The sequence below is a fragment of the Runella sp. genome, assembly GCF_965279615.1.
Taxonomy (GTDB): domain Bacteria; phylum Bacteroidota; class Bacteroidia; order Cytophagales; family Spirosomataceae; genus Runella.
The window spans coordinates 3052340-3074962 of the sequence record NZ_OZ257252.1; the positions used below are offsets into that span (position 1 = coordinate 3052340).

General features: G+C 44.6%; 20 protein-coding genes. 6 read left to right on the forward strand and 14 right to left on the reverse strand.

The window, feature by feature from the left end; translation table 11 throughout:
- Positions 1-3: 3 nt before the first annotated feature.
- From ACQY73_RS13035 to ACQY73_RS13085, 11 genes are all read right to left on the reverse strand, one after another.
- Positions 4-831, reverse strand: a complete 828-nt coding sequence (locus tag ACQY73_RS13035; protein ID WP_428666554.1) for a sugar phosphate isomerase/epimerase family protein — start codon at positions 829-831, stop codon at positions 4-6.
- A gap of 39 nt (positions 832-870) precedes the next feature.
- On the reverse strand, positions 871-1935 hold the full coding sequence (locus ACQY73_RS13040; RefSeq protein WP_428666556.1) for a ThuA domain-containing protein: 1065 nt from the start codon (positions 1933-1935) through the stop codon (positions 871-873).
- A gap of 24 nt (positions 1936-1959) precedes the next feature.
- Complete coding sequence (locus ACQY73_RS13045) at positions 1960-2811, reverse strand: sugar phosphate isomerase/epimerase family protein (RefSeq protein WP_428666559.1); 852 nt, start codon at positions 2809-2811, stop codon at positions 1960-1962.
- 6 nt (positions 2812-2817) lie between these two features.
- The gene (locus ACQY73_RS13050; protein ID WP_428666562.1) at positions 2818-3597 is read right to left on the reverse strand and encodes a 3-keto-disaccharide hydrolase; all 780 of its coding nucleotides are present in this window, start codon (positions 3595-3597) and stop codon (positions 2818-2820) included.
- A gap of 483 nt (positions 3598-4080) precedes the next feature.
- The gene (locus tag ACQY73_RS13055) at positions 4081-5616 is read right to left on the reverse strand and encodes a response regulator (RefSeq protein ID WP_428666565.1); all 1536 of its coding nucleotides are present in this window, start codon (positions 5614-5616) and stop codon (positions 4081-4083) included.
- The gene (locus tag ACQY73_RS13060; RefSeq protein ID WP_428666568.1) at positions 5613-6752 is read right to left on the reverse strand and encodes an FIST signal transduction protein; all 1140 of its coding nucleotides are present in this window, start codon (positions 6750-6752) and stop codon (positions 5613-5615) included. The genes ACQY73_RS13055 and ACQY73_RS13060 overlap by 4 nt, the downstream gene beginning before the upstream one ends.
- Positions 6753-7034: 282 nt before the next feature.
- Positions 7035-7826 (reverse strand): PhzF family phenazine biosynthesis protein, encoded by a 792-nt coding sequence (locus ACQY73_RS13065; RefSeq protein ID WP_428666571.1) that lies wholly within the window; start codon positions 7824-7826, stop codon positions 7035-7037.
- A gap of 220 nt (positions 7827-8046) precedes the next feature.
- The gene (locus ACQY73_RS13070) at positions 8047-8571 is read right to left on the reverse strand and encodes a thioredoxin family protein (protein ID WP_428666574.1); all 525 of its coding nucleotides are present in this window, start codon (positions 8569-8571) and stop codon (positions 8047-8049) included.
- A gap of 124 nt (positions 8572-8695) precedes the next feature.
- Positions 8696-10162: a gluconokinase gene (locus tag ACQY73_RS13075; protein ID WP_428666577.1), complete on the reverse strand. Its 1467-nt coding sequence runs from the start codon at positions 10160-10162 to the stop codon at positions 8696-8698.
- Positions 10163-10191: 29 nt separating this feature from the next.
- Positions 10192-10653: an Lrp/AsnC family transcriptional regulator gene (locus tag ACQY73_RS13080; protein WP_428666580.1), complete on the reverse strand. Its 462-nt coding sequence runs from the start codon at positions 10651-10653 to the stop codon at positions 10192-10194.
- Between the two features lie 67 nt (positions 10654-10720).
- Positions 10721-13291: a zinc-dependent metalloprotease gene (locus ACQY73_RS13085; protein WP_428666583.1), complete on the reverse strand. Its 2571-nt coding sequence runs from the start codon at positions 13289-13291 to the stop codon at positions 10721-10723.
- Between the two features lie 221 nt (positions 13292-13512).
- Here ACQY73_RS13085 and rocD point away from each other — a divergent pair, with 221 nt between their 5' ends.
- Entirely contained in the window at positions 13513-14748 is a 1236-nt protein-coding gene (gene rocD, locus ACQY73_RS13090) for an ornithine--oxo-acid transaminase (RefSeq protein WP_428666586.1), read from the forward strand.
- Positions 14749-14816: 68 nt separating this feature from the next.
- Here the strand turns inward: rocD and ACQY73_RS13095 are convergent, their stop codons facing one another.
- Positions 14817-16256 (reverse strand): DASH family cryptochrome, encoded by a 1440-nt coding sequence (locus tag ACQY73_RS13095; RefSeq protein WP_428666589.1) that lies wholly within the window; start codon positions 16254-16256, stop codon positions 14817-14819.
- A gap of 476 nt (positions 16257-16732) precedes the next feature.
- Between ACQY73_RS13095 and gloA2 the strand changes: the two genes are divergently transcribed.
- The 4 genes from gloA2 to ACQY73_RS13115 are packed head-to-tail and all read left to right on the forward strand — an operon-like array spanning position 16733 to position 20049.
- Positions 16733-17122: an SMU1112c/YaeR family gloxylase I-like metalloprotein gene (gene gloA2, locus ACQY73_RS13100; RefSeq protein WP_428666592.1), complete on the forward strand. Its 390-nt coding sequence runs from the start codon at positions 16733-16735 to the stop codon at positions 17120-17122.
- Between the two features lie 34 nt (positions 17123-17156).
- Positions 17157-17756 carry a ribosome biogenesis GTP-binding protein YihA/YsxC gene (yihA, locus tag ACQY73_RS13105; RefSeq protein ID WP_428666595.1) on the forward strand — a complete coding sequence of 200 codons (600 nt, stop codon included), beginning with the start codon at positions 17157-17159 and terminating at the stop codon, positions 17754-17756.
- The gene (locus ACQY73_RS13110; protein WP_428666598.1) at positions 17753-18682 is read left to right on the forward strand and encodes a 1-phosphofructokinase family hexose kinase; all 930 of its coding nucleotides are present in this window, start codon (positions 17753-17755) and stop codon (positions 18680-18682) included. The genes yihA and ACQY73_RS13110 overlap by 4 nt, the downstream gene beginning before the upstream one ends.
- A 56-nt stretch (positions 18683-18738) precedes the next feature.
- Complete coding sequence (locus tag ACQY73_RS13115) at positions 18739-20049, forward strand: 4Fe-4S binding protein (protein ID WP_428666601.1); 1311 nt, start codon at positions 18739-18741, stop codon at positions 20047-20049.
- On the opposite strand, the gene ACQY73_RS13120 is transcribed toward ACQY73_RS13115, so the two are convergent.
- Positions 20050-20532, reverse strand: a complete 483-nt coding sequence (locus ACQY73_RS13120) for a hypothetical protein (RefSeq protein ID WP_428666604.1) — start codon at positions 20530-20532, stop codon at positions 20050-20052. It abuts the gene before it with no gap.
- 92 nt (positions 20533-20624) lie between these two features.
- Positions 20625-21167, reverse strand: a complete 543-nt coding sequence (locus ACQY73_RS13125; RefSeq protein WP_428666607.1) for an RNA methyltransferase — start codon at positions 21165-21167, stop codon at positions 20625-20627.
- 115 nt (positions 21168-21282) lie between these two features.
- Between ACQY73_RS13125 and ACQY73_RS13130 the strand changes: the two genes are divergently transcribed.
- A complete protein-coding gene (locus ACQY73_RS13130; protein WP_428666609.1) occupies positions 21283-22521 on the forward strand; it encodes a M16 family metallopeptidase in 1239 nt (412 codons plus the stop codon).
- Positions 22522-22623: the final 102 nt, after the last annotated feature.

Below are 22623 nucleotides of genomic sequence, written 5' to 3' on the forward strand. Positions count from 1 at the left end.
GTCTTATTTTAAGCCGGGAATTAAATCATTTATGATCCAACGACCATCGTGCAAGGTTACAAAATCAGGATCGTCCAGTGCTTCTTTTCCTTCGTCCTCACAAATGATCCAGCCGCTATAATTGATGTCTTTCAACCACTGCGTAATCGACAAAAGATCTACTTTGCCACTGCCCATAAGGGTAAATTCAGGATTTCCGTCCCAATCTTTGTAATGCACATGATTGATCAACGACGCGTATTCTTTCATCTTTGAGAGCGGGTCCATATCACCGTTGATGATGTGACCCACGTCAGGCGTCCACCCCGTCACGGTCGTATCCAATGATTCCAACACCACTTTGTAATCTTCTTCGGTACGAATAATGGAAGTATGCGGAGAATTTGGGTGAAAGCTGCAAGGCACGCCCTTTTCTTTTGCCCGGGCCGAAACTGTATTTACGATGTTCACCAAACTGCGACGGCGCTCTTCCAAATTATGACGACCCGTTGGTATTTGTACCGTATTGAGTACTGCACCGGGAAAGCGTTCCAGCAAACTGATGGCGTTGTTGGCAATCAGGCGCTCATTGTGCGTTTCTTCCGCTCCGTTCCATTCCAATGCCAAGGCCACGGCGGCCAATTCGATACCCTGTTCTTTCAATTTTGCTTCCAAACGGTCCGGGTCAACCAATTCTCCCATCCAGGTAAAAATGGGTTGAATTCCCGTAAAACCTGCCTGTGCGATGATCTCGATCATGTGGCCCAGACGCCCCTGATGCGTGGTACCGTTACCGCTCATGAACCAAGTATAGACCTCAGACCCAAAGCGAAAAGGAAGTTTTTCTGACATATTCGTTATTGTGTGTTTATAAGCTGAAATGATGGGTTTTTATTTTTTCTTTACAATTTCGCCGGGCATGATCAATGAGTCCCATCCTGCCAGATCGGCCGGTTTTACGTTGGCTTTATACCCGTTAAAGTTGAACGTAGTTGGTTTGTACGGCCCCACAAACTCAATGGAGTTATTGGCTTTGATCTCTTTTTCCATCCCCATTGCCCAAAAAGCCGCATTCAGCGCCATGCGCCGAAAACCTTCGTTTAATATATCTTCCGAAGCTCCGTGAGTAGTAACAAAAGCGCGACCGGAAGGCCCCGACTCCACGGAATAAGTGCGTGTCCAAGCCACAGGCAGCAACTCTTTGGTTTTGTCGGGTTCGGCGTCGGGGGTCATGCCGTTCAGGACTTGGCCGCGTGCGATCACCGTTGCTCCGTTAGGGTAAGCGGTATAGCCGCCGGATTGTGTCGACATGTCTTTTACGCCCCGCAAAATAGGATGGTCTTTTTGGGCTTCTTCCGGAATAATTTTTGATGCCTGTTTGTGATTGGTACCGTAGTGAGAAACCCAGGTTTCACCCAATACCAATTCACCGAAACCGTCTTTCCAAGCACTTTTTTCGCCTTTATAATCCCACGAATAATGCTCCCATTTCGTATTTCCTTTATTGCTGAAGGCATGCGTAGACGTGCGAAAAGCCACAATCGGACCTCCACGCCGAATGTATTTATCAAAATGCTGCATTTCCTCATCTCCAAAATTTGAAAACCGGGTGAACAGCACCATCAGATCAGCTTTGTCCAACACATCCAACCCTTTGAGATCAGAACTGCCGGGCAATATGTATCCATTATCGTCAAGTCCAAAAACCACCGTACACGTAAATCCGTAACGCTTGGCCAGAATTCTGGCCAAAGCAGGTAACGACTCCTCGCTGCGGTATTCGTGATCGGAAGTAATAAAAACAATATTTTTCCCAAGTCCCGGACCTTTTTCTCCTTTGTAAACGATTCGATAATCAGTTACATCCTGTTTCGACACCGATTCTCTTTTGTAAGTAAAACCGACGCTGAAAAAGATAATACCAACAAACAGCAGTAAATGCTCCAAATTCTTCATAAAGGGGCAGAAAAGAGGATTAGATCACAGATTATGCCTGATGCACATTTCTTGGATAAATTTGAGACCGTTTTCGGCAATGTGCCAAGGGTCGTTGTACTCACGCCATACGCCAATGCTATTGGCAAAACCCGGATCATTTCTGGAAAAAGCTTCGATTGTCAGCCAGCCTTTGTAGTTGATAGCTGCTAATCCCGCAAAGGCATCATCCCAAGGAATGTGACCATCGCCGGGAGTACCGCGGTCGTTTTCACTAATGTGTACGTGGCTCAATATGGGGGAAACAGTCTGAAGTGCAAGTGCATATTTTTTCTCTTCAATGTTGGCGTGGTGCGTATCAAACATGGCTCTTACGTTCGAATGATCGGCCATTGTCACCAATTTAGTCAGCTGCGACATGGTGTTGCACAAATAACACTCAAAACGGTTGAGTGCTTCAAGCGCCAAAACGATATTGGCCTGTGCGGCGTGTTCCCCGGCTGCGTGTAATATTTCAGCACCCCATGCATATTCTTCGTCCAATGCCGGATGCGCCGCAAAATGGGCATGAGCCGAATGAAAAGGCCCACACAATACGGTGGCATTCAAATCGTGTGCACGATCAATAGACCATTTAATGCGATCCAAGCCTTTGGTCCGGGTTATTGCTGATTCACTGATGGGGTTCTCTGCGGCACCAACTACCGTGACAGCCGTCACTTCCAGACCCAAATCGCGACTATAATCTCCCACTTTTTTGTAAGCTGCTTCTTCAGGCGACCCTACAAAAAACTCGACTCCATCATATCCAACTTCTTTTAATCGAGCAATAATCGGGAACAATTCATCTGACATTCCGGCCGACCAAGCCAGCACATTAAATCCAATTTTATTCATGGGACACTAGAGTTGCTTTAAACGGAGATTACGATACTGTACTTTCATGGGTGGTCCCACGTGTACCTGTACCCCTAGAAGTCCCTTTGACTTGCCATTTACTGCATCATTGTCGGTGACATCGCTCATTAAAACGCCATTTATATAATGCTGAAGGCGGTTTCCTTTGACAATCAGGTGAAACTCATTCCAATCTTCGCCTTTAATTAAGGTCTTCAACGAATCCGAACTTCCCAACGAACCCGTCACGCTCAGATCGGTCCAGGCATTGCTTTTTACTTTTGCCCGTACTGCTTCAGGCGTAAAAGTGCCGGTTTGAGGATTGATCGTTGTTTTTTGACCACGATAGGCCAACGTTGTTCTTTTGCGTTCTTCATAATTTTGGCCGGTATAACGGTTATTTCCGTCGATATCTGCCTGATACCCTCTTAACGCAAAAGGCACATCCGTCAAACGGTCGCTGCGGTAATTGATGCCTGAGTTACCTGCTTTTGTGATGTTAAACTCTCCTTTCAACTCAAAATCGGCGGGTTCTCCGCCTTTCCAAATGATGAAAGAGTTGGTCTTGAGTAATGTACTTGGCGTGATCTCGCCTACTAAATTGCCGTTTTCAACTCGCCAATAAACGGGATCACCCTCCCATCCATTCAGCGTTTTACCGTCAAATATCTGAACAAATCCGTCTTTCTTACCTTGAGCTGTGGAGGATACTTTACAACTCCCGCATACTAATACCAAGAGAATCAAGCCTGCATGAAAATAATTGAGATTGTGTGTTTTTATCATTTGAATTCGTCGTTGAAAGGTTTGTGTTTCTATTCTGACAGGGTTTTCCGCCTTAGAGGGCTTTTGCTTCAACATCTCAATAAGAGTCAAAACTATATTCAAATATTTCTAAAAAGTGTATTAAATACTATCCTATACCTACCTGCTCAATTATGCTTTTAAAAGTGCATAACAAGGCTCTCTCTGTTTTGAGACTGATAACCAATACATTATCCAACTTTTAGATAAATTTACTTTGCACTCCCAAAGTACATGAAGGAATGTTTGGGCCAAAATCCATTCTGTTTTGTTTTATTCTTTATTTTCCAAATGTCGGTCTTATTCTTATGGTCATGTAAGGACGTCGCGTTATTTCTCTACGCATCAAAATGATTTTCAGGCCACTGCTTTTTCTTTTTATAAGTTGCAACAAAGCACTTATAAGCCAAAAGCGCCCCGGGTTTCGGGGCGCTTTTGGCTTATAAGTTTATTCGGTAAGTTACATTAAATCCTATTACTGTATTTTGCTATTTTTTGAAATAATTCTTTGGGGTTAAATGGCTTTGTAACATAATCATTCATTCCTACCTGAAACGCGCGGTCCTGATTGCTGAGCGTTGCCGAGGCCGTCAGGGCAATGATGGGAATATTGGCATCTTTTTCTCTGATCTTTGCCGTTGCCGTGTAGCCATCCATTTGCGGCATCTGAATATCCATCAGGATCACATCATATTTCCCCGTTTCATACTTGTCTACGGCTATTTGCCCGTTTTCAGCCACGTCCAGCATGATTTGCCACCTTTCCAAAAATTTAGTGGCTACTTTTACATTTACGGGGTAATCTTCCACCAACAAAACCTTCACGCCTTTTAAGGTATTTTCATTCAGCAGTTCAGTGCTTGCTTCATTTGCCTTATTTTTAAGGGCTGTTCCGATCTCCAATTCTATGGAAAAAAAGAATTTAGACCCTCTTCCCAATTCACTTTCAATCTGAATATCACTCTTATAAAGATGAAGGAGCTTCTTGGTGATCACCAGTCCCAGCCCCGTTCCTCCAAACTGACGGGTAGTTTCTGAGTTAGCTTGGGTAAATTTCTCAAAAATAGAAGCCTGTTTGTTTTGAGCAATACCGATCCCGGTATCGCTGACCGAAATATCCATCACTGCGTTATTGCCATTTTTTCGGATGAATGACAACTCTACCGTGATACTTCCGTTTGCCGTAAATTTCACGGCATTAGATACTAAATTTGAAATGATCTGCCCCAAACGCAATGCATCGCCAATGACTACCTCAGGTACGTCATCGTCGATCATCAATTTGATCTTATTGCCTTTCTCTTCTGCCTTGACCTGATTGGCTTTTTTAATGTTGGAAATAAGTTGTTTAATATCAAAAGGAACTCTTTCCAACTCTACCTTGCCCGCCTCGATCTTACTGAAATCGAGAATATCATTGATGAGCACGTAAAGATTATCCGTAGAAAATTGAAGGATCTTGAGGTTTTCAGACATGGCCGGCGACACTTCCTCCTGTTGCATAAGGTATGTAAGCCCCACAATGCTGTTCAAGGGTGTGCGGATTTCGTGGCTCATCATCGAAAGGAACTCCGATTTAGCATCTGTTGCCTGCTCTGCCGTCTCTTTTGCCTGACGCAATTCTGCTTCAATCAGCTTACGATTTTCAATCTGTATCTGAAGAAAATCGACTAACCCTAAAAGATTATTTGAATCAAAGGATTTGGGTTGAATTCCCTCCTGTATCTCTAAGGAATGGATGGCTTCAATCAGCTTTTCAACTGATATCTTACGTTGTTTGATTTCTTCTTTAAGCTTATTATTTATTTCGGCATACTCTCTGTCATTCAACTGTGCAGAATGTTCAAGCAATTCCTTGTCCCGCTCAAAGTTGAGATAAGAATCATTGACTGCCTTGATAAAATTAGTAATGTCTTCTTCTTTTAAATTATCTTCTGTCAGGTACTTATTAATTTGCTTTTTCAGTAAGCGATGCAACTTCGTAATATCAATAGGGCTCATTTCTCGGATAGGGTAGTGATCGTCATGGTTTGATTGTGTAATCCACAACGAGCATTGGGATTCAATGGAGAAATTTCTCCGTATGAATAGAAACCCGTCATGACAGGTAGTGGTCCAAATATTTCTCTCGCCGCTTCTACTTCTTCTTCGGTACGAGAGCCTAATACTAATTTTCTACCTACACAGCTCACTAAAATAGCTAATTCGGGCGGAGTATCAAAAAGTGACAGAGAATATTGGGCTGCACTGGCAGAAGCGTCGATCAAACGATCAAAGTTAGCCTTCATGAACCGCACTAAAGCACCTTTGGGCAACTCTCCGGCAAAAGTCATCGACTTTTTGGCTTCATCAATGGAGAGAATGGTACGCACAACGGGTTCAGAATCAGCAGTAGCTCTCATGGAAAGCGGAAACAACAACGCCGCTCCCGGCAATTCATCGGCGTATTTACCTAAGTAATCTTTGTAAAGATCAAGGGCGGCCTTATCTCCAATTTTATAAAGGACATTATACTCCGATTCGGTCACTTCCCGTTCAGGGCCAAATACATCCCATCCGCCCATTGTTCCGTGTCCTAAGTTCAAAGAATTACCATAAAGGCCAATTCCTACGATTTTTCCCTCTTGAGGATTTTCATTCAGACCAACAAGGGTCTTCTCAAAACGAGCTTCGTCGCCGGCCAAACCTCCGGAAATAGGAATCTTATTATCGGTATGCTCAATCAAACCTGCAATGAGTTCACTTCCATTTACACGCCCACCGTCAGAAATGATAAAGATCGCCACCAGATCATCTGCCAATAAGGCCTGCGCGACTTTTTCACCCGCTTCAGCGCTTTGAAAATGGTTTTCGATGTCGACATTGGTAGTACGAACAGTGGTTTTATCAAATTCAATGGCGGTGACAATGATTGTCCCTTCATGCACTGAATTTTGATAAATTTCGCCTGATGTAGAATTGATGACAATATCGGCCGTCGGAAACATATCTCGAAGGTATTCATAAGGCCGAATATCTTCCAAACATTTTCTCTCACCAAAGGCTAAAACCAATTGGGCATGCGAAGCATCAAAAGCCGGGGTTTCGGAAATAGGGTTCCATGTACTATTCTGAAAAGAGAGTTGTTTAATTTTCATCTTGTAGGGAAAATGCGAATATAAGATATGTTTTGGTATTTGTTACTAGTTACGGGGTATATTTTAATTCGGGTTATTCTCCAAAAAATCATATACCAAAGCGTCTATTTCTGTATCCAAAAATGGCTTGTTCCTGATAAAACCCAATAAATAAAAAATCTACTTACTCTCTTTTCAGACAGTTAACACCCTGACTAAAAGGCATTGAACTTTATCGTTATTGTATCAATACCGATAATCGACATATCCTTAGGGAAAAAATCTAAATTAAGAACATGAATCTCACTCAATCTCAATAGTCCCTTTTAAGTACAAACGTACCTGCCCGGCTATTTCTACCCGGTTGCCGTTAAGTTTTGTTTTAAGGACTCCTCCGCGTTTCGAAACCTGCAAGGCGCTCAATTCGGTTTTTCCCAGTTTTTCGGCCCAATAAGGCGTCAGGGTCGTGTGCGCCGAACCGGTCACCGGATCTTCGGCGATTCCTGACTGAGGCGCAAAAAAGCGGGAAACAAAATCTACTTCTTCGCCCTTAGCGGTAATGATTACACCTCTTGCCGGCAGGGTAGAAAGGATGATCACGTCAGGATGAATCGAACGTACCTGTTCTTCGCTTTCCAAAACAGCCATGAAATCGGTTTTCCCTCTTATAATTTCTACGGGAGTAACTTCGCCCAATGCTTCCAATAAAGCAGGAGGTGCAACGAGCTGTTTGTGCATTGTGTCGACGGGAAAATCCAAAACAAGCCAATCTTCTTCTTTGCGTACGTTCAAAACGCCGCTGCGAGAGTCAAAACTTATTTGTTCCTGCCCGTAATTCTCAAGAAAAAACAACACATAAGCAGTGGCAAGGGTAGCGTGACCGCATAGGTCCACTTCGATGGTAGGAGTAAACCAACGGATATGGAATCCGCGGTCGGACGGAACATAAAAAGCAGTTTCGGCAAGGTTATTTTCGCAGGCAATGGCTTGCAGGGTTTCATCAGGCAACCAGGAAGTCAGCGGGACAACGGCGGCCGGATTTCCTCCAAAGATACGATTCGTAAAAGCGTCGAGTTGGTATATAGAAAATTGCATAATAAAATCAATTGGTACAAATTTCTAAACATCAGCAAAAGTGAGCGGGTTCGTTGTTAAGCCATAAATCTTTTAGATAAATGCCTGAATTCAAACAATCCGCTTGATAAATTCAGCACAAATCAGGTCAAAATATGCCCAAAATGAACGTTAAGTACATTTTTAATTTTTAAAGCCATTAAAAGCCTTGGTCCTCGAAATCGACGGATCACAACGGCTTTTATTGCGCTTTTGCCGTGTATTTGCCGGGATAGGTCTTTTCTTTAAACTGCTCGAAAGGCTCTTTTTCGTGGTTATTATCACCAAAATAAGCCAATACCTGATGGAACATACGCGGCTCTAAATAGCCCGAAACAGGCTGAATAAGCGCCATTTTCTCACTCATAAAAACCGTTGTGGGATAGCCGGTCACTTTGCCGTTCAGCATATTTTTAAACGAAACTTTTCCCAACATCACATCAGCGTCTTTCTCGGGGTTGAACTTCACGGCGTAGTATTTCTTATTGACAAAGTCGACTACTTCGGCGTTTTTGAAGGTATTTTTATCCATCACTTTGCACCAACCGCACCAATCAGTGTATAGGTCAATAAATACCTTACGGGGTTGTTTTTGGTTGAGTTTATAGGCTTCATCCAACGTCAACCATTTGATCTTAGATTCTTCAACCTTGGGCGTTTGCGGCTTAAGAGCCATCATGCTAACCAAAAGCGTCGCAGAAAGGGTAACTATTGCTAATTTTTTCATCGTTCTCAGTAAAGATTAGTATGGGTAGTTAACGGTTTTGAGTTTCATTTGGTTCTCTAACAAATACCGCGCCAACTGTATTCATTATTACATAATTATGTAGCTTTTTCCCCGATAATTCATTTCAACCTTTTCCCTGACCGATGAGTTTCCCGAAATTTTTATTGACTTTCCGATAGATCAGTCGGTTGGAAGGATCAGGATGATAGGTTTCGGCAAAATGCACGCAATTCTGAACGCCCTTTTCAAGGCTGTCAATTTGCCCTAAAGATTTCATTGCCAGCATAATAGCACCCAAACATCCGCTCTCACTGCTTTGATTGACTTTGACCGCTATCCCAAAAATATCGGCCAAAAGCTGCACCCAAAATTTAGATTGTGTAAATCCGCCGTTTGCATGGAGTATCTGCGTCTTGGAAAGTTGACTATCAATGATTTGCCGGGTTTGGTTCAGGTTTAATACAATACCTTCAATGGTAGCACGTACCAAATGCGCCTGGGTATGTTGCCAACTTAAATTCTGATAACTTCCCCGCGCATGGGCATCCCAAACGGGGGCTCTTTCGCCCAGTAAATAAGGCACAAACAATAGATCTTCGGCACCGGGAGGAGCATTTTCGGCCAACGCCAGCAACTCATTCGGGTCTTTTAACAGCAGGTGTTTTGAAAGCCACTCCAGCACGTTTCCACCGTTGTTGGTAGGGCCACCCGATACATAATGTGTTTCATCCAAAACATAGGTAAAAAGCCTCCTTTTTTCGTCGCGGGAAGGGATAGACGCCGTTTGACGAATGGCACCACTGGTGCCGATGGTCAACGTAGAAACGCCTTTCGCCAGCGCTCCCGAACCCAAATTGGCCAAACACGCATCTCCGGCACCGATCACAAAGGGTGTACCCGAAGGCAATCCGATCTTTCGACAAAGCGAAGGGTTTGTGATTTTTTCAATGTGATACGTCGGCACAATTTCTGATAAATGCGTGGATTTTATACCCGTATATTGCAACGCCATCTCGCTCCATTTCAATCGACGGTTGTTTAAAAGCGCCGTTCCCGAAGCCATCGAATAATCAATTTGAAACAGACCGAAAAGTTTATACCAAATATATTCTTTTTGGGACACAAATCGTCGGATGCGTTTAAAAAGCTGAGGCTGGGTTTCACGAAACCATACCATCTTTGTCAAGGGCGCATACGGGTGCGAGGGAATACCTACATGCGTGTATAATTTGGGAAAAACAATCGCCTGTTTAAGTACATCGGCCTGCACTTCACTGCGATTGTCAGCCCAAAGAATCGACCGCGTGAGGCGACGATTTTGTTCATCAAGCGCAATCACGCTGTGCATGGCCGAACACAGGCTTACTGCTTCTACGGTGGCATTTTTGTGGCGCAATTGGTCAGTAACCTGTTGAAGTACGTGGAGAAACAGACGGTAAATCTCGTCGGGATTTTGCTCCACAAATCGGTTACGCGGATGATACGTCACGCAAGTGCCCGTCGCGTGTGCCACGACACTGCCGTTTTCATCAAATGCCACCGCTTTTACATTGGTGGTTCCGATGTCTACTCCTATCCAGGTACTTTGCACGGAAGTAAGGGTTATTTAGTTTGTAAATCTTATTCTTCTATGGGAACGTTTCGTTTGAAAGCTGCCCCAAAATCAATCAGGGATTCGGTCTTCAACACGCCCGGGATGTGGTCTATTTTCTCATACAATACACGGCGCATGTGTTCATTGCTTCGTGCCACGATCCGAATGTATAAGGTATATTTCCCTGTAATATAATAACATTCAGTCACTTCGGGGATTTGTTTAAGCGCATCAATGATCTTTTCCGAATCCGAATCTTCTTTGAGCATGATTCCGGTAAACGCTCCCCATTCAAATCCCAACTTACGCTCGTCAAGCACTACAGTTGTGCTTTTCAATATACCGATGCGCTTTAGCTTTCCCACCCGCTGATGCACCATGGTATTGGAAATATCCAGATCGTCGGCAATGGCCGAGTACGCTTTACGCGCATCCCGTTCGAGTTGCTGTAAAATAAGTCGGTCGTATTCGTCTAACGGTTCTTCCATGGGTTATAAAAAAATGCGTTGCTTTTTGGAATAATTCACATATCCCAAAAAGCAACGGCGGCAATGATTATTTAGGGTCTAATGCTTTTTTGATTCGGAAAAGACAATCCTGTAAATGGTACTTGGTCATCTTATCGGTAGTGGTAGGGATAGCCGCCTGAATCTCACTTTGAAGCATCGTCAAATGCGCTCTGATCAGGGTCTGGATATCGCTTTTACGTGGATCGGCGGATGGCGGCAACACGGCTCCGAACACTTTCGCCGTACCGGTAGCGCCAAAAGAAGGAATACTTGGCAAGTTCAGCAGTGTGATCATTCGCTCAACAAATATCTTTTGCAAATTGCGGCGGTGAGTATCAGTGGCTTTGCGCGTTTTAAGTTCTGACCAAATACCTCCGCGCACATCAGTAAGCAGTTCATCCAAACTATAAGCCCCGGTCGTTTTTTCAGAAGCTTCTATGAGACGTTGCAGGCGGTCGGGAGCGAAAAGACTTGTCAAATTTGTTTCCTGAATTTTTGATACAAAATCCACACCCATGTCCGGACGAATACGGCGCAACACGTTGGCATCCAACAACCACGTCGGCGTAGTGTACAGTTGCTGATTTAAGAAAGCCACTGCATCTTTTTGGAGCTTTTTAGGCGTCGGTTCGTAGATCACCCCTTCCTGGTCCATGGATTTCGGCGTTTCATAGATACCACCCACGTATTTGGTCACGTGGCCCAAATAGCGGCGGTATTGGCCTACTACCTCGTTGTATGCTTCTTCCAACATCTCATAATCTTCGGCTTCCTGCGTGGTCCATGTCAGCAAATTAGGCACAATTCGTTTCAGGTTCCTGATGCCATAATCGCTCGAAAGCATGGCATTGTCACCCACATCTTCGTTTTGAGCGCGTGGATCATAGGGATTGGTTTCGGTCAAAAACCACAGACGACGGTTCGGCTGCGCTTTTTCTTTGTACCATTTATTCAGAATAACTTTGTCTTCTTCGGGCGTTTTGGTATCATAAATTGGCTTATACGCCCACTCAATGGCCCAAATATCATAATCGCCAATCCGTGGGAAGAAATCCGTAACACCGTCTTCGGGTTGGGCTACGTAGTTAAAACGGGCATAATCCATGATGGAAGAAGTGTGTCCGTTTTTGGTGGTAAACTCTTTGTCGCGCAGTTTTTCCACCGGTGTAGCAGTTGAAGCTCCGTAATTATGGCGCAAACCCAGCGTGTGCCCTACTTCATGCGACGACACAAACCGAATCAATTGACCCATAAGTTCGTCGTCAAATTTGTTTTTGCGCGCCCTTGGATCAGCGGCAGCGGCTTGGGTCATGTACCACTTTTTGAGGAGTTTCATGACGTTGTGGTACCAACCGATGTGGCTTTCCAGAATTTCGCCCGTACGCGGGTCGTGCACGTTGGGTCCGTAAGCATTCTCAACGTCGGAAGCAAAATAGCGAATGGCCGAATTACGCGCGTCGTCCAAGCTGATGGTGGTATCTTTTTCATCTAAGATCACGCCTTGGATAGCGTTTTTCCAACCTGCTTTCTCAAAGGCCACGTTCCAGTCATCAACGCCCATTTTGAGGTATTTTTGCCATTTTTTGGGAGTAGCAGGGTCAATATAATACACGATAGGCTTCTTAGGTTCGATCAATTCACCCTTCCGTTGGCGCGCTTCGTCTTCTTTGTTTTTAGGTTCCAAGCGCCAGCGAACAACAAACGTTTTGTCATCGGTACGTTGTGAATTTTCCCCGTAAACACTATAGCCATTGGCAAAATAACCCACACGAATATCAAACAAACGCTGCTTCATGGGCACCGCCGGCAAGGCAATAAAGGATGTATTCACCTCCATTGTTACGGCTCCCGCAATGGCAGAGGCAGGCAAGTTAACCGAAGGAATAGGGCTCGGAATAGGAGACGGAATCGTAGGCATTGGCGGAATGGCTCCGTACGTTTTTACTACTTTGATCTCCGTATTCATCGGAAACGTTTTGATGCTCTGAATGTAGGTACGATCCGTTTGAATAGCAGTCAGTTTATACGCCTGTTTTACTACAGGTGACATCGAAATAACGGCATTTTCACCTTTGAAAAAATCAGTCACTTCAATCACCGTCGATGTATCTTTGCGGATAGCTTTGATATCAAACGCCATCGCGATCGGGTCAACGTTGGAGCTGCGAACGGCTTTGTAAATGGGGGAGTTAACATCCTCACTGACATTAATATACGCAATGGCCCGCATAAACACTTTGTTCTCCGGCCCTTTTTCAAACCGCACCACCTGACGATTCAGCAACTCACCTCCGTAAGCGGGTAAACCCACCGAGCCCGGCGTAGTGCTTGACTGTGAAAGCCGCGTTACGGCCATCATTTCTTTACCCATCAGCGAGTCGGGCAGTTCAAAGAAATACTTATCATCAATTTTATGAACGATAAATAACCCTTTCGTGGTTTTGCTTTTGTCCGTAATAACCTCTTTATACGATTTGGGGCCTGTTTTTGCGGCAGCAGGGGCAGCGGCAGGAGGAGGTGTAGTGGGGGTAGAAGGGGTTGGGGTCGTTGGTCTTCTGTCTTGTGCAATTGCTGTCAACGCCACAAAAGAGGACAGCAATGTTAGGTATTTAAGCATAATTATAGATTTGTTCATTGGCGCCTTAGCCGCCGGGTTTTTGGTTTTATTTGTTGAAAAATTAAAAGTCAAAACAACTAAAAAAGTTACACTATTCGGCAATAAATAATTTTAATTTTTGACCTAAAGAATAAATATGACCTATTTATAATTGAAAATAAGTTATATTTTACTTTTGAGTAGTATACTCTTTTATTAGTTAACCTTCAACTTATACGCTCATGACCGCCGAAATCACACAATCAGAGTACTTAATTGGCCTCGAAAAACGCTACGGGGCGCACAATTATAAACCTGTTCCCGTAGTGATCGAGCGGGGCGAGGGCGTTTTTGTTTGGGATATCGACGGGAAACGCTATTTTGATTTTCTGTCGGCCTACAGCGCCGTCAATCAGGGGCATTGCCATCCGCGCATTGTTGAAGCCCTCGTGGCGCAAGCCCAAAAACTAACGCTTACCTCACGGGCATTTTACAACTCTGTGCTGGGAGAATGTGAGAAATTTCTGTGTGAGTACTTCGGTTATGATAAAGTTCTGATGATGAACTCCGGCGCAGAAGGTGGAGAAACGGCCCTTAAACTCACGCGCAAATGGGGTTATTTGGTCAAAGGTATTCCTAAAAACGAAGCCAAAACCGTGTACGCGGCCGGCAATTTTTGGGGGCGCACACTGGCGGCCATTTCATCTTCCACTGACTCCGATAGTACTGATGATTACGGGCCGTTTTTACCCGGATATATTATTATTCCTTACAATGATCTGGTGGCGTTGGAGCAAGCCTTTCAAGCAGATCCTAACATTGCCGGATTTATGGTAGAACCGATCCAGGGAGAAGCGGGCGTAGTAGTGCCCGACGAAGGTTATCTGCGCGGCGTGCGTGAGCTTTGCACAAAATACAATGTCCTTTTTATTGCCGACGAGGTTCAAACGGGTATTGGTCGCACGGGCAAACGCCTCGCCTGCGATCACGAAGACGTAAAACCTGATATTCTGATTTTGGGAAAAGCACTTTCGGGCGGCGTATACCCTGTTTCCTGCGTATTGGCAAGCGACGAGATCATGCTGACCATCAAGCCGGGTCAACACGGCTCCACGTACGGCGGCAACCCGCTTGCGGCAGCGGTCACGGTAGCGGCGTTATCAGTCGTCAAAGACGAGCAATTGGCCGAAAATGCCGAAAAATTGGGCGAGGTTTTCCGCGAAAGAATGCGTGAATTACAACACAAAACCGCGTTGGTTCAGGAAGTTCGCGGCAAAGGATTGTTGAATGCCATTGTTATCAATACCGACGAAGAAAGCCCCTTGGCGTGGCAAATCTGCCTTCAACTTAAAGAAAAAGGCCTGCTTTGCAAGCAGACCCACGGCAATAAAATTCGCTTTGCTCCTCCCCTCGTCATTACCGAAACACAATTACACGAAGCCTGTGATTTGATCGAAGAGGTGATTTTGAGTGTATAGGAATCGACACTCAACGTCGGCGAGGGCTGAGTAACGTCGGCATGATTTAAAACCATGCCGACGTTAAACTATTTCACCAACCACTTTTCCGCCTCCATGATCGGCAAAGGATATTTTTCCCCCAACACCACTCCGTATTGCTTTTGTGCCTCAGGTGTTAACGCCCACACTTGATGAATGGATTCGGCAGGAATAGCGGCCAATTCCGGGAGCCATGTTTTGACGTATTCTCCCTTTTCATCGTATTTATTGGATTGCGTCAGAATATTGAAGTAGCGATTTTCGCGCGGGTCATTGCCCACGCCCGCGATGTAATTCCAGTTTCCCCAATTACTGCACACGTCATAATCGATCAGTTGGCTTTCAAAATAGGCCGCTCCCCACGTCCAATCGACCTGTAGATCTTTGGCCAGAAAACTTGCTACATTTTGCCGCCCGCGATTCGACATAAAGCCTGTACGTTTTAATTCCTGCATGTTGGCATCAATGAATGGAATGCCCGTTTGCCCATTGATCCACTTATCCAACAACTCACGATTATGATTCCAGCGCAGTTCGAGGTTGTACTTAATGCCCGACGTTTTAAACAGCCGGGTGCCGTATTTGAGCGCCAAAAAACGAAAGTAATCTCGCCATATCAACTCAAAGACAAGCCAATACGTTGATTCATTGGCACCATGTTGAGCTTCATACTTTTTTACTTCTTCGTATATCTGGCGGGGCGAAAGGCAACCATACGCCAGCCAAGGCGAAAACTTGGACGAATAATTAGCGCCTAAAAGTCCATTGCGGGTTTCTTTGTAAAATTTAATGTGATCGGTTTCCCATAGATAGGAATTGAGACGTTGACGCGCTTGGGTTTCTCCTCCTTTAAATACAAAAGCAGCGCGTTTGTCCACTTCGGGAAGTTGAGAAAACAGAATCAATTCGTAAATCTCGGGCATTTTTCCAAATTCAAGACCTTCAGGCAGACGCAAAGCCACCGGTTCCTGAAAAGTCGTCCGAATCGCTGATTTTCCTTCTACCGCTTTTCTAAAATCTGTAAATACATCAGGCAAACGCGAAACCCAAAAAGGCAGATCACGCGGATGATACAGCGTTGAACTCCAAAAAACCTCAAAATCAATATTATACACTTTAAGCTTTTTAGACAGAGAAGTTTCCACATCGGTTTCTTCCTGCGTTGCTTCCTTAGTAGTGTATGTAGCGGCCACTTCCCACTCACGGGCCAGTTCACTGATAACCACTTCCGGTTTCCCTAATTTTATGATTAGGTTAGCCCCTTTTTTTCGAAGATTATCACGCAGATTTTGGACCGATTCCAATAAAAATTTGGCACGAAACGAGCCTGTTTTATGAAAACCAAGGTGATCTATTTGTTCAAATTGACGAGTATCAAAAACGTAGATAGGAATCACTTCGTCGGCGTCCTGAATGGCTTTCAGAAAGCCTTCGTTATCATGAAGACGCAGATCGTTGCGAAACCAATAAATAATGCGTTTGGGCATAGTAAGTAATGAATAAGTTCTTTTCTGTGGTCAAAACTACGCCTTTCTACGAAAATTTGAATCCTTTTTCTGCAAATCGAACCAAATACAGGCACAATATATGACCAATTGACCAACCATTTTCAGCCATATCATCTTATGAACAGCTAAGTAAAATCCGGTATATCGACGACGATAAAGTATTTTTGGAAAGTAGATAAAGCAATGTCCCATAGGGACTACCTGTTTGTAGCAAAAGCATTCGCATTTATTCATTAAAGTGTGCCGTAGGTACACCACGACCGTTACGTACTTACGGCACGCGGGGCATATCATTTCGTTTTTATTCTACAAACAGGTAGTCCCTACGGGACATTTTCAATAATTCCCCCTATCCCCTCGCTACCATTACTACCTCCTTTTATTCATCCCAATTTTTGAGCATTGAACAAAAGTGGTTTACTTTACAACATCACCGATTATTAATATTCCCGTTTATGCTCTCCCTCCAAGGTGTCCACCACGTAGCCATCATTTGCCGCGATTACGCACGTTCTAAGCATTTTTATACTCAAATTCTGGGCCTTACGGTACTGGCAGAAGTATATCGTGAAGCGCGCGACTCGTATAAACTGGATTTGGCCGTCAATGGACTTTATCAAATTGAGCTGTTTTCATTTCCCAATCCTCCCTCCCGCCCTTCACGTCCCGAAGCCTTGGGATTGCGGCATTTGGCATTTAGCGTAGTGGATGTTGAGCAAACGCATGCTTATTTACGACAAAATAACGTGGAATGTGAAGCGATTCGGGTCGACGAGTTTACCCAAAAGAAATTCTTTTTTATTGCCGATCCGGATGATTTACCCATTGAGTTTTACGAAATTTAAACAATACCGCCCGGTTTCTTCGTAATTTTGCCCCATGAAAATCAAAACGTCCGTTTTCGTCAAAAGCTCTGCTACCAACGAGCAATGTCCCAAACCCGACCGACCGGAATACGCATTCATCGGGCGATCTAACGTGGGGAAATCGTCGTTAATCAATGCCCTCACCGAACGGCGCGACTTAGCCAAAACCTCCTCAAAGCCCGGCAAGACTCAGGTAATCAACCACTTTCTGATCAATGACTCGTGGTATTTGGTCGATTTGCCCGGTTATGGTTACGCCAAGGTCTCACAGACCGATCGTAAAGTTTGGGGAGAAATGATCAATAATTATCTGTTCAAACGGGAAAATCTGGTCTGCACGTTTGTGCTTATCGACAGCCGTATTGAGCCACAAAAGGTAGATTTGGAATTCATGGAAAAACTCGGGAGCAATGGCGTACCTTTTGCACTCATTTTTACCAAAACCGATAAGTTGACGGCTACACAGTTACAAACTCAACTGGCCAATTACAAGAAGACGTTGTTGGAAACGTGGCAAGACCTGCCGTTAACGTTTGTCACATCAGCAATATCAAAGCAAGGACGATTAGACGTTTTGAAACAAATTGAAGAATGGAATCAGCTAAAAAAATGAACATAGTCACCCTGACCGTCAATCCGGCCATCGACAAAAGTACGGTGATCGACCGCCTCATTCCCGAACAAAAACTTCGGTGCGACACTCCTCGTTTTGATGCAGGTGGCGGTGGTATCAATGTATCCAAAGCCATCAAGCGGTTGGGTGGAAAATCGTTGGCTATTTTTACGGCCGGAGGTTCATCGGGGCAATTATTGGCTGATTTGGTGACCCGAGAACAAATTGACACAAAAATCATCGAAACCGAGCAATGGACGCGGGAAAACTTCGTCGTGGCTGAAACCTCCACCAACGCCCAGTACCGTTTCGGGATGCCCGGCGCGGCGCTTAGTGATGCCGAGACCCAAGCTGTTTTAGACGCTTTAGAACATTCAGAAGCAAATTATATCGTAGCCAGTGGCAGTTTACCGCCAAAAATGGATGTGAATTTCTACGAAAAAGTAGCGGCCATTTCCAAAAAAATCGGTGCTCGACTCATTCTTGATACTTCGGGAGAACCTCTTCAAGCCGCCTGTGACGAAGGTGTATTTTTACTCAAACCCAACATCGGCGAATTGGAAGCATTGGTTGGCACTTCCAACCTCGAAATGGACGATGTAGACGAGGCCGCGCGCACCCTCATCGGCGATGGAAAATGCGAAGTGGTCATTGTTTCGCTGGGACCCAAAGGTGCTATTCTGGTCACCAAAGACCTTTGTGAACATATTCCTGCGCCACCCGTACAGAAACGCAGCACTGTCGGCGCCGGCGACAGCATGGTAGCAGGCATGACGTGGGCGCTGACGCAGGGGCTTTCTTACCCCGAAATGCTTCGTTGGGGCGTGGCCTGCGGTTCGGCCGCCACCATGAATGAAGGCACTCAACTTTTTATGCGCGCCGACGTAGACCGGTTGATGGAATGGTTTAAACGGTTTGGAAAATAAGGCGGGAAGACCACGATTAAAAAATTAAACTATATTTGAAGGCTAACCATACGAAAGTGAACGCCTACTTCCAACATATAAACGAAGGCATCCGCACCACACTTGCCGGGATGAAACTCACGCTCAAACACTTGTGGGATGCGCGCAAGCGGCGCAGCAATCATAACATCCGTGAAAACGATTATTTTCAGGAACAAACCGGAATGGTGACGCTTCAGTACCCTTTCGAAACAATGCCGATTCCTGACAACGGCCGTTATCGCCTCCATAACGAGATGGATGACTGCATCGTTTGTGACAAATGCGCCAAAGTATGTCCTGTGGATTGTATTGATATTGAGCCGATTAAAGCAACCGAAGAGATAGGTAAAGCTTCCGATGGTTCTCCGATTCGACTTTACGCCGCCGTATTTGACATCGACATGGCCAAGTGCTGCTACTGCGGCCTTTGCACTACGGTTTGCCCCACAGAGTGTTTGACCATGACCAAAACATTTGATTACAGTGAATTTAATGTCAAAGACATGAATTATCACTATGCAAACCTTACTCCTGAAGTAGCCACCGAAAAGAAAACCCTTTATGAGCAATTCCTGCTCGAAAAAGAAGCGTTAAAGAAACAAAAAGCAGCGCCTCAACCCACTGAAGCAATTGCAGAACCCATCGCCAAACCGAAACCTGCCTTTGCGCCCAAGAAGCCCGCCGTTGAGAATCCACAAACACCGATCGAAAGCCCGGAACCTGTTGCCAATGCAGAAAGCAGCGCCGTTGAGCCAAAACCGAAGCCTGTTTTTGCACCTAAAAAACCTGTTACCGATAGTCAGCAATCGCTGGAAAGCAGTGCACCTGCACCAAAACCCAAACCTGTCTTTGCCCCAAAAAAACCCGTTACCGATAATCCGCAAGTGGCACCTGAAAGTCCACAGACCGTTGCAAACATCGAAGCTACTCCCAAGCCTAAACCTATTTTTGCGCCTAAAAAGCCGGTTGCTCCCGTAGAAAATCAAGCCCCAATTATCGAAAAATCGGAAGAAGAAGAGCCGAAAACACAACCTGCCGAAGCGCAGACGGCAAGGCCAAAACCTGTTTTTATGCCTAAAAAACCTGCTGCTCCTCCAGAAAACCAAGCACCAAGTGTTGAAAAATCAGCGATAGAATCAAAAGAAGAAATCATCAGCCCACCGACAGCAAAAACAAAGCCTCTTTTTGTTCCGAAAAAATCAGCGGCACAGCCAACAAAGGAAAGTTTACCACCGGAAGTTTCTGAACCCGAAACCCCCGAAACCAAAAATATCGACTTAGACGAGGTACAACCCAAGCCTAAACCGATATTCAAGCCTACCATGAGGCCAAAAAAAGAAGAGTAATTAAGCGCCCGTTGTATCTGACGGAGTACCAGTCGAATCAGGTTTCGGTTTACGTACGTAGGCTCTTTTGGCAACCGGAGCAGGTGCTGCTTTTTTCGCAGGAGCTTTGGCCTGAGGTACGGGTTTATCTGCCGCAGGAGTTTTAACTACTTCCGGCAATACCACTACCTTCACTTCCTTCGGTGCTTTAGTATCTGATTTGTCTTTTTTATCGCTTTTCTTATCCTTGCTTATCTTTTTCGCTTTTTTTTCAGCGGCTTTTGCCTCTTTCTCAGCTATCTTTTTTGCTTTTTTAGCCGTTTCTTTGTCTTCTTTTTCTTTCGCTTTTATTTCTTTTTTCTTGATCTTATCTAATTTCTTAGCAAGTTTATCGGCCGCCTTTTTAACCGCTTTTGCTATTTTTTTAGAAACAGTTTCCCCTACTACGACGGCTGCAATTTTCTGCGCAATTTCGCTTGAGGCTTTTTTGTTCTCTGATTTCATTTGAATAAAAGTATTGTGAGTGTAAAAAGTAAAAAATCTACAAATACATAACTAAATTTTCGTTAAAACAAAAATTGTTCGTTATTTTTATGTTAAGATTTCAGTAATTTAGCTATAAAATCCCATGCCACGATTCCGGCACTTACCGACACATTGAGCGAATGTTTGGTACCAAACTGAGGAATTTCCAAGCAAATATCTGCCTGATTGACTACTTCTTCGTTGACGCCAAATACTTCGTTGCCAAGCACAAACGCATATTTTTGAGTCAACTCGGGCATAAAATCCTGTAATTTTGTGCTTCCGTCGGCCTGTTCCAAAGCCACAATGGTATATCCTTCTGCTTTCAGGCGTTCAATGAGTTCCAACACATCCGCTGCGTGTTCCCAAGCTACCGACTCGTCAGCGCCTAAGGCGGTTTTGGTAATGTCACGATGAGGCGGCGTTCCGGTAAGGCCGCAAAGGTAAATTTTCTCGGCCCGAAAGGCGTCAGAGGTCCGAAATATAGAGCCTACATTGTTTAAACTTCGGATATCGTCCAATACAAATACAAAAGAATGTTTGGCAGCAAGATGATATTCATCAACCGAAAGTCGATTGAGTTCTTCCATCGACAATTTACGCGGAGTAATCATTAAGAAATCAGGAGATTAAATGAAAAATTATCAGCACAAAAATAGTCGGAATATACATCATTGAACCCGGCATCCACTAAAAACTGTTACCTTTGTATAGTGACAAAAATTACGAATGGAAGAATATAACTTACACACACTGCCAAATGGCATTCGTGTCGTACACAAACAAGTACCTCATACTCAGATTGCCCACTGGGGCATCATGCTCGACATCGGTAGCCGCGACGAGTTGCCGTATCAGCAGGGATTAGCGCATTTTTGGGAACACATGGCTTTTAAAGGCACCCAAAAACGTAAATCATATCACATCATCAATCGCCTCGAAACTGTTGGCGGGGAGTTGAACGCCTACACGACCAAAGAGAAAGTCTGCTTTCATGCTTCGCTGCTTGCCTCGCACAGCGACAAAGCCATTGAATTGCTTTCCGATATTTCGTTTCACTCGATCTTTCCCGAAAAACAAATCGAGAAAGAACGGGGCGTAATTTTGGAAGAAATGGCCATGTACCACGATTCACCCGAAGATGCCATTCAGGACGAGTTTGATGAAGTGGTCTTTCAAAATCATCAATTGGGCAAAAATATCCTCGGAACATCAGAAACGGTGCGCTCTTTCGGACGCGATGATTTGCAGACATTCATTGCCGCCAATCTTGATACTCAACGCATTGTAGTGTCGTTGGTGAGCAATTTACCTTTTAAGAAAGCGATAAAACAAGCCGAAAAATACCTATACGATCTGCCGTACAGCACCACACAACGGGTACGTACATCGCCCGAGATCTATGTGCCGCAGATCATCAAAACACCGCGCGGCATGACCCAAGCCCAAGTGGCAATGGGGCGTCCTGCTTACGCGTTGATGGATGAAAAGCGTTTGCCGTTCTTTATGTTGGTCAATTTGCTTGGCGGCCCGGGAATGAATTCTCGCTTCAATATGACTTTACGCGAAAAATACGGTTTGGTCTACTCGATCGAGGCCAATTATGCACCCTTCTTAGACACCGGTTTTTTGGGGGTTTATTTCGGTACAGAGCCCAATAACCTCGAACGTGCCATGCAATTGGTGAATAAAGAGCTGCGATTGTTGCGTGAAAAACCGCTCACTACCATTCAATTACGTAATCTGAAAGAGCAGTTGATGGGGCAACTGGCTATGTCGGAAGAAAGCAATCAAAGCTTTATGCTCATGATGGCCAAAAGTATTTTGGACACGGGCAAAGTAGACTCGCTGTCGGAGTTATTTACCGAAATAGATGCCGTTACGGCTCCGCAATTGCAGGATATTGCACAGGAAATGTTTGATGAAAGTCAATGGAGTACCCTTGCATTTATCCCTGAAAACGAGTGATTTTAGAAGGAATAACCTGATAAGTATATTCTTTATTACACACTACCGGCAAGGCATTTTAAGCGACAAAAACGGCCTAAGTATATCTTTTTAGCCGTTTTT

Coding starts and splice junctions, on each gene's coding strand:
- ACQY73_RS13055 (WP_428666565.1), bottom strand. CDS start 5,616: ATGAGCCCTATTGATATTACGAAGTTGCATCGCTTACTGAAAAAGCAA.
- ACQY73_RS13080 (WP_428666580.1), bottom strand. CDS start 10,653: ATGGAAGAACCGTTAGACGAATACGACCGACTTATTTTACAGCAACTC.
- ACQY73_RS13035 (WP_428666554.1), bottom strand. CDS start 831: ATGTCAGAAAAACTTCCTTTTCGCTTTGGGTCTGAGGTCTATACTTGG.
- ACQY73_RS13120 (WP_428666604.1), bottom strand. CDS start 20,532: ATGAAATCAGAGAACAAAAAAGCCTCAAGCGAAATTGCGCAGAAAATT.
- ACQY73_RS13095 (WP_428666589.1), bottom strand. CDS start 16,256: ATGCCCAAACGCATTATTTATTGGTTTCGCAACGATCTGCGTCTTCAT.
- ACQY73_RS13050 (WP_428666562.1), bottom strand. CDS start 3,597: ATGATAAAAACACACAATCTCAATTATTTTCATGCAGGCTTGATTCTC.
- ACQY73_RS13125 (WP_428666607.1), bottom strand. CDS start 21,167: ATGATTACTCCGCGTAAATTGTCGATGGAAGAACTCAATCGACTTTCG.
- ACQY73_RS13110 (WP_428666598.1), top strand. CDS start 17,753: ATGAACATAGTCACCCTGACCGTCAATCCGGCCATCGACAAAAGTACG.
- yihA (WP_428666595.1), top strand. CDS start 17,157: ATGAAAATCAAAACGTCCGTTTTCGTCAAAAGCTCTGCTACCAACGAG.
- gloA2 (WP_428666592.1), top strand. CDS start 16,733: ATGCTCTCCCTCCAAGGTGTCCACCACGTAGCCATCATTTGCCGCGAT.
- ACQY73_RS13065 (WP_428666571.1), bottom strand. CDS start 7,826: ATGCAATTTTCTATATACCAACTCGACGCTTTTACGAATCGTATCTTT.
- ACQY73_RS13085 (WP_428666583.1), bottom strand. CDS start 13,291: ATGCTTAAATACCTAACATTGCTGTCCTCTTTTGTGGCGTTGACAGCA.
- ACQY73_RS13040 (WP_428666556.1), bottom strand. CDS start 1,935: ATGAAGAATTTGGAGCATTTACTGCTGTTTGTTGGTATTATCTTTTTC.
- ACQY73_RS13060 (WP_428666568.1), bottom strand. CDS start 6,752: ATGAAAATTAAACAACTCTCTTTTCAGAATAGTACATGGAACCCTATT.
- rocD (WP_428666586.1), top strand. CDS start 13,513: ATGACCGCCGAAATCACACAATCAGAGTACTTAATTGGCCTCGAAAAA.
- ACQY73_RS13130 (WP_428666609.1), top strand. CDS start 21,283: ATGGAAGAATATAACTTACACACACTGCCAAATGGCATTCGTGTCGTA.
- ACQY73_RS13070 (WP_428666574.1), bottom strand. CDS start 8,571: ATGAAAAAATTAGCAATAGTTACCCTTTCTGCGACGCTTTTGGTTAGC.
- ACQY73_RS13045 (WP_428666559.1), bottom strand. CDS start 2,811: ATGAATAAAATTGGATTTAATGTGCTGGCTTGGTCGGCCGGAATGTCA.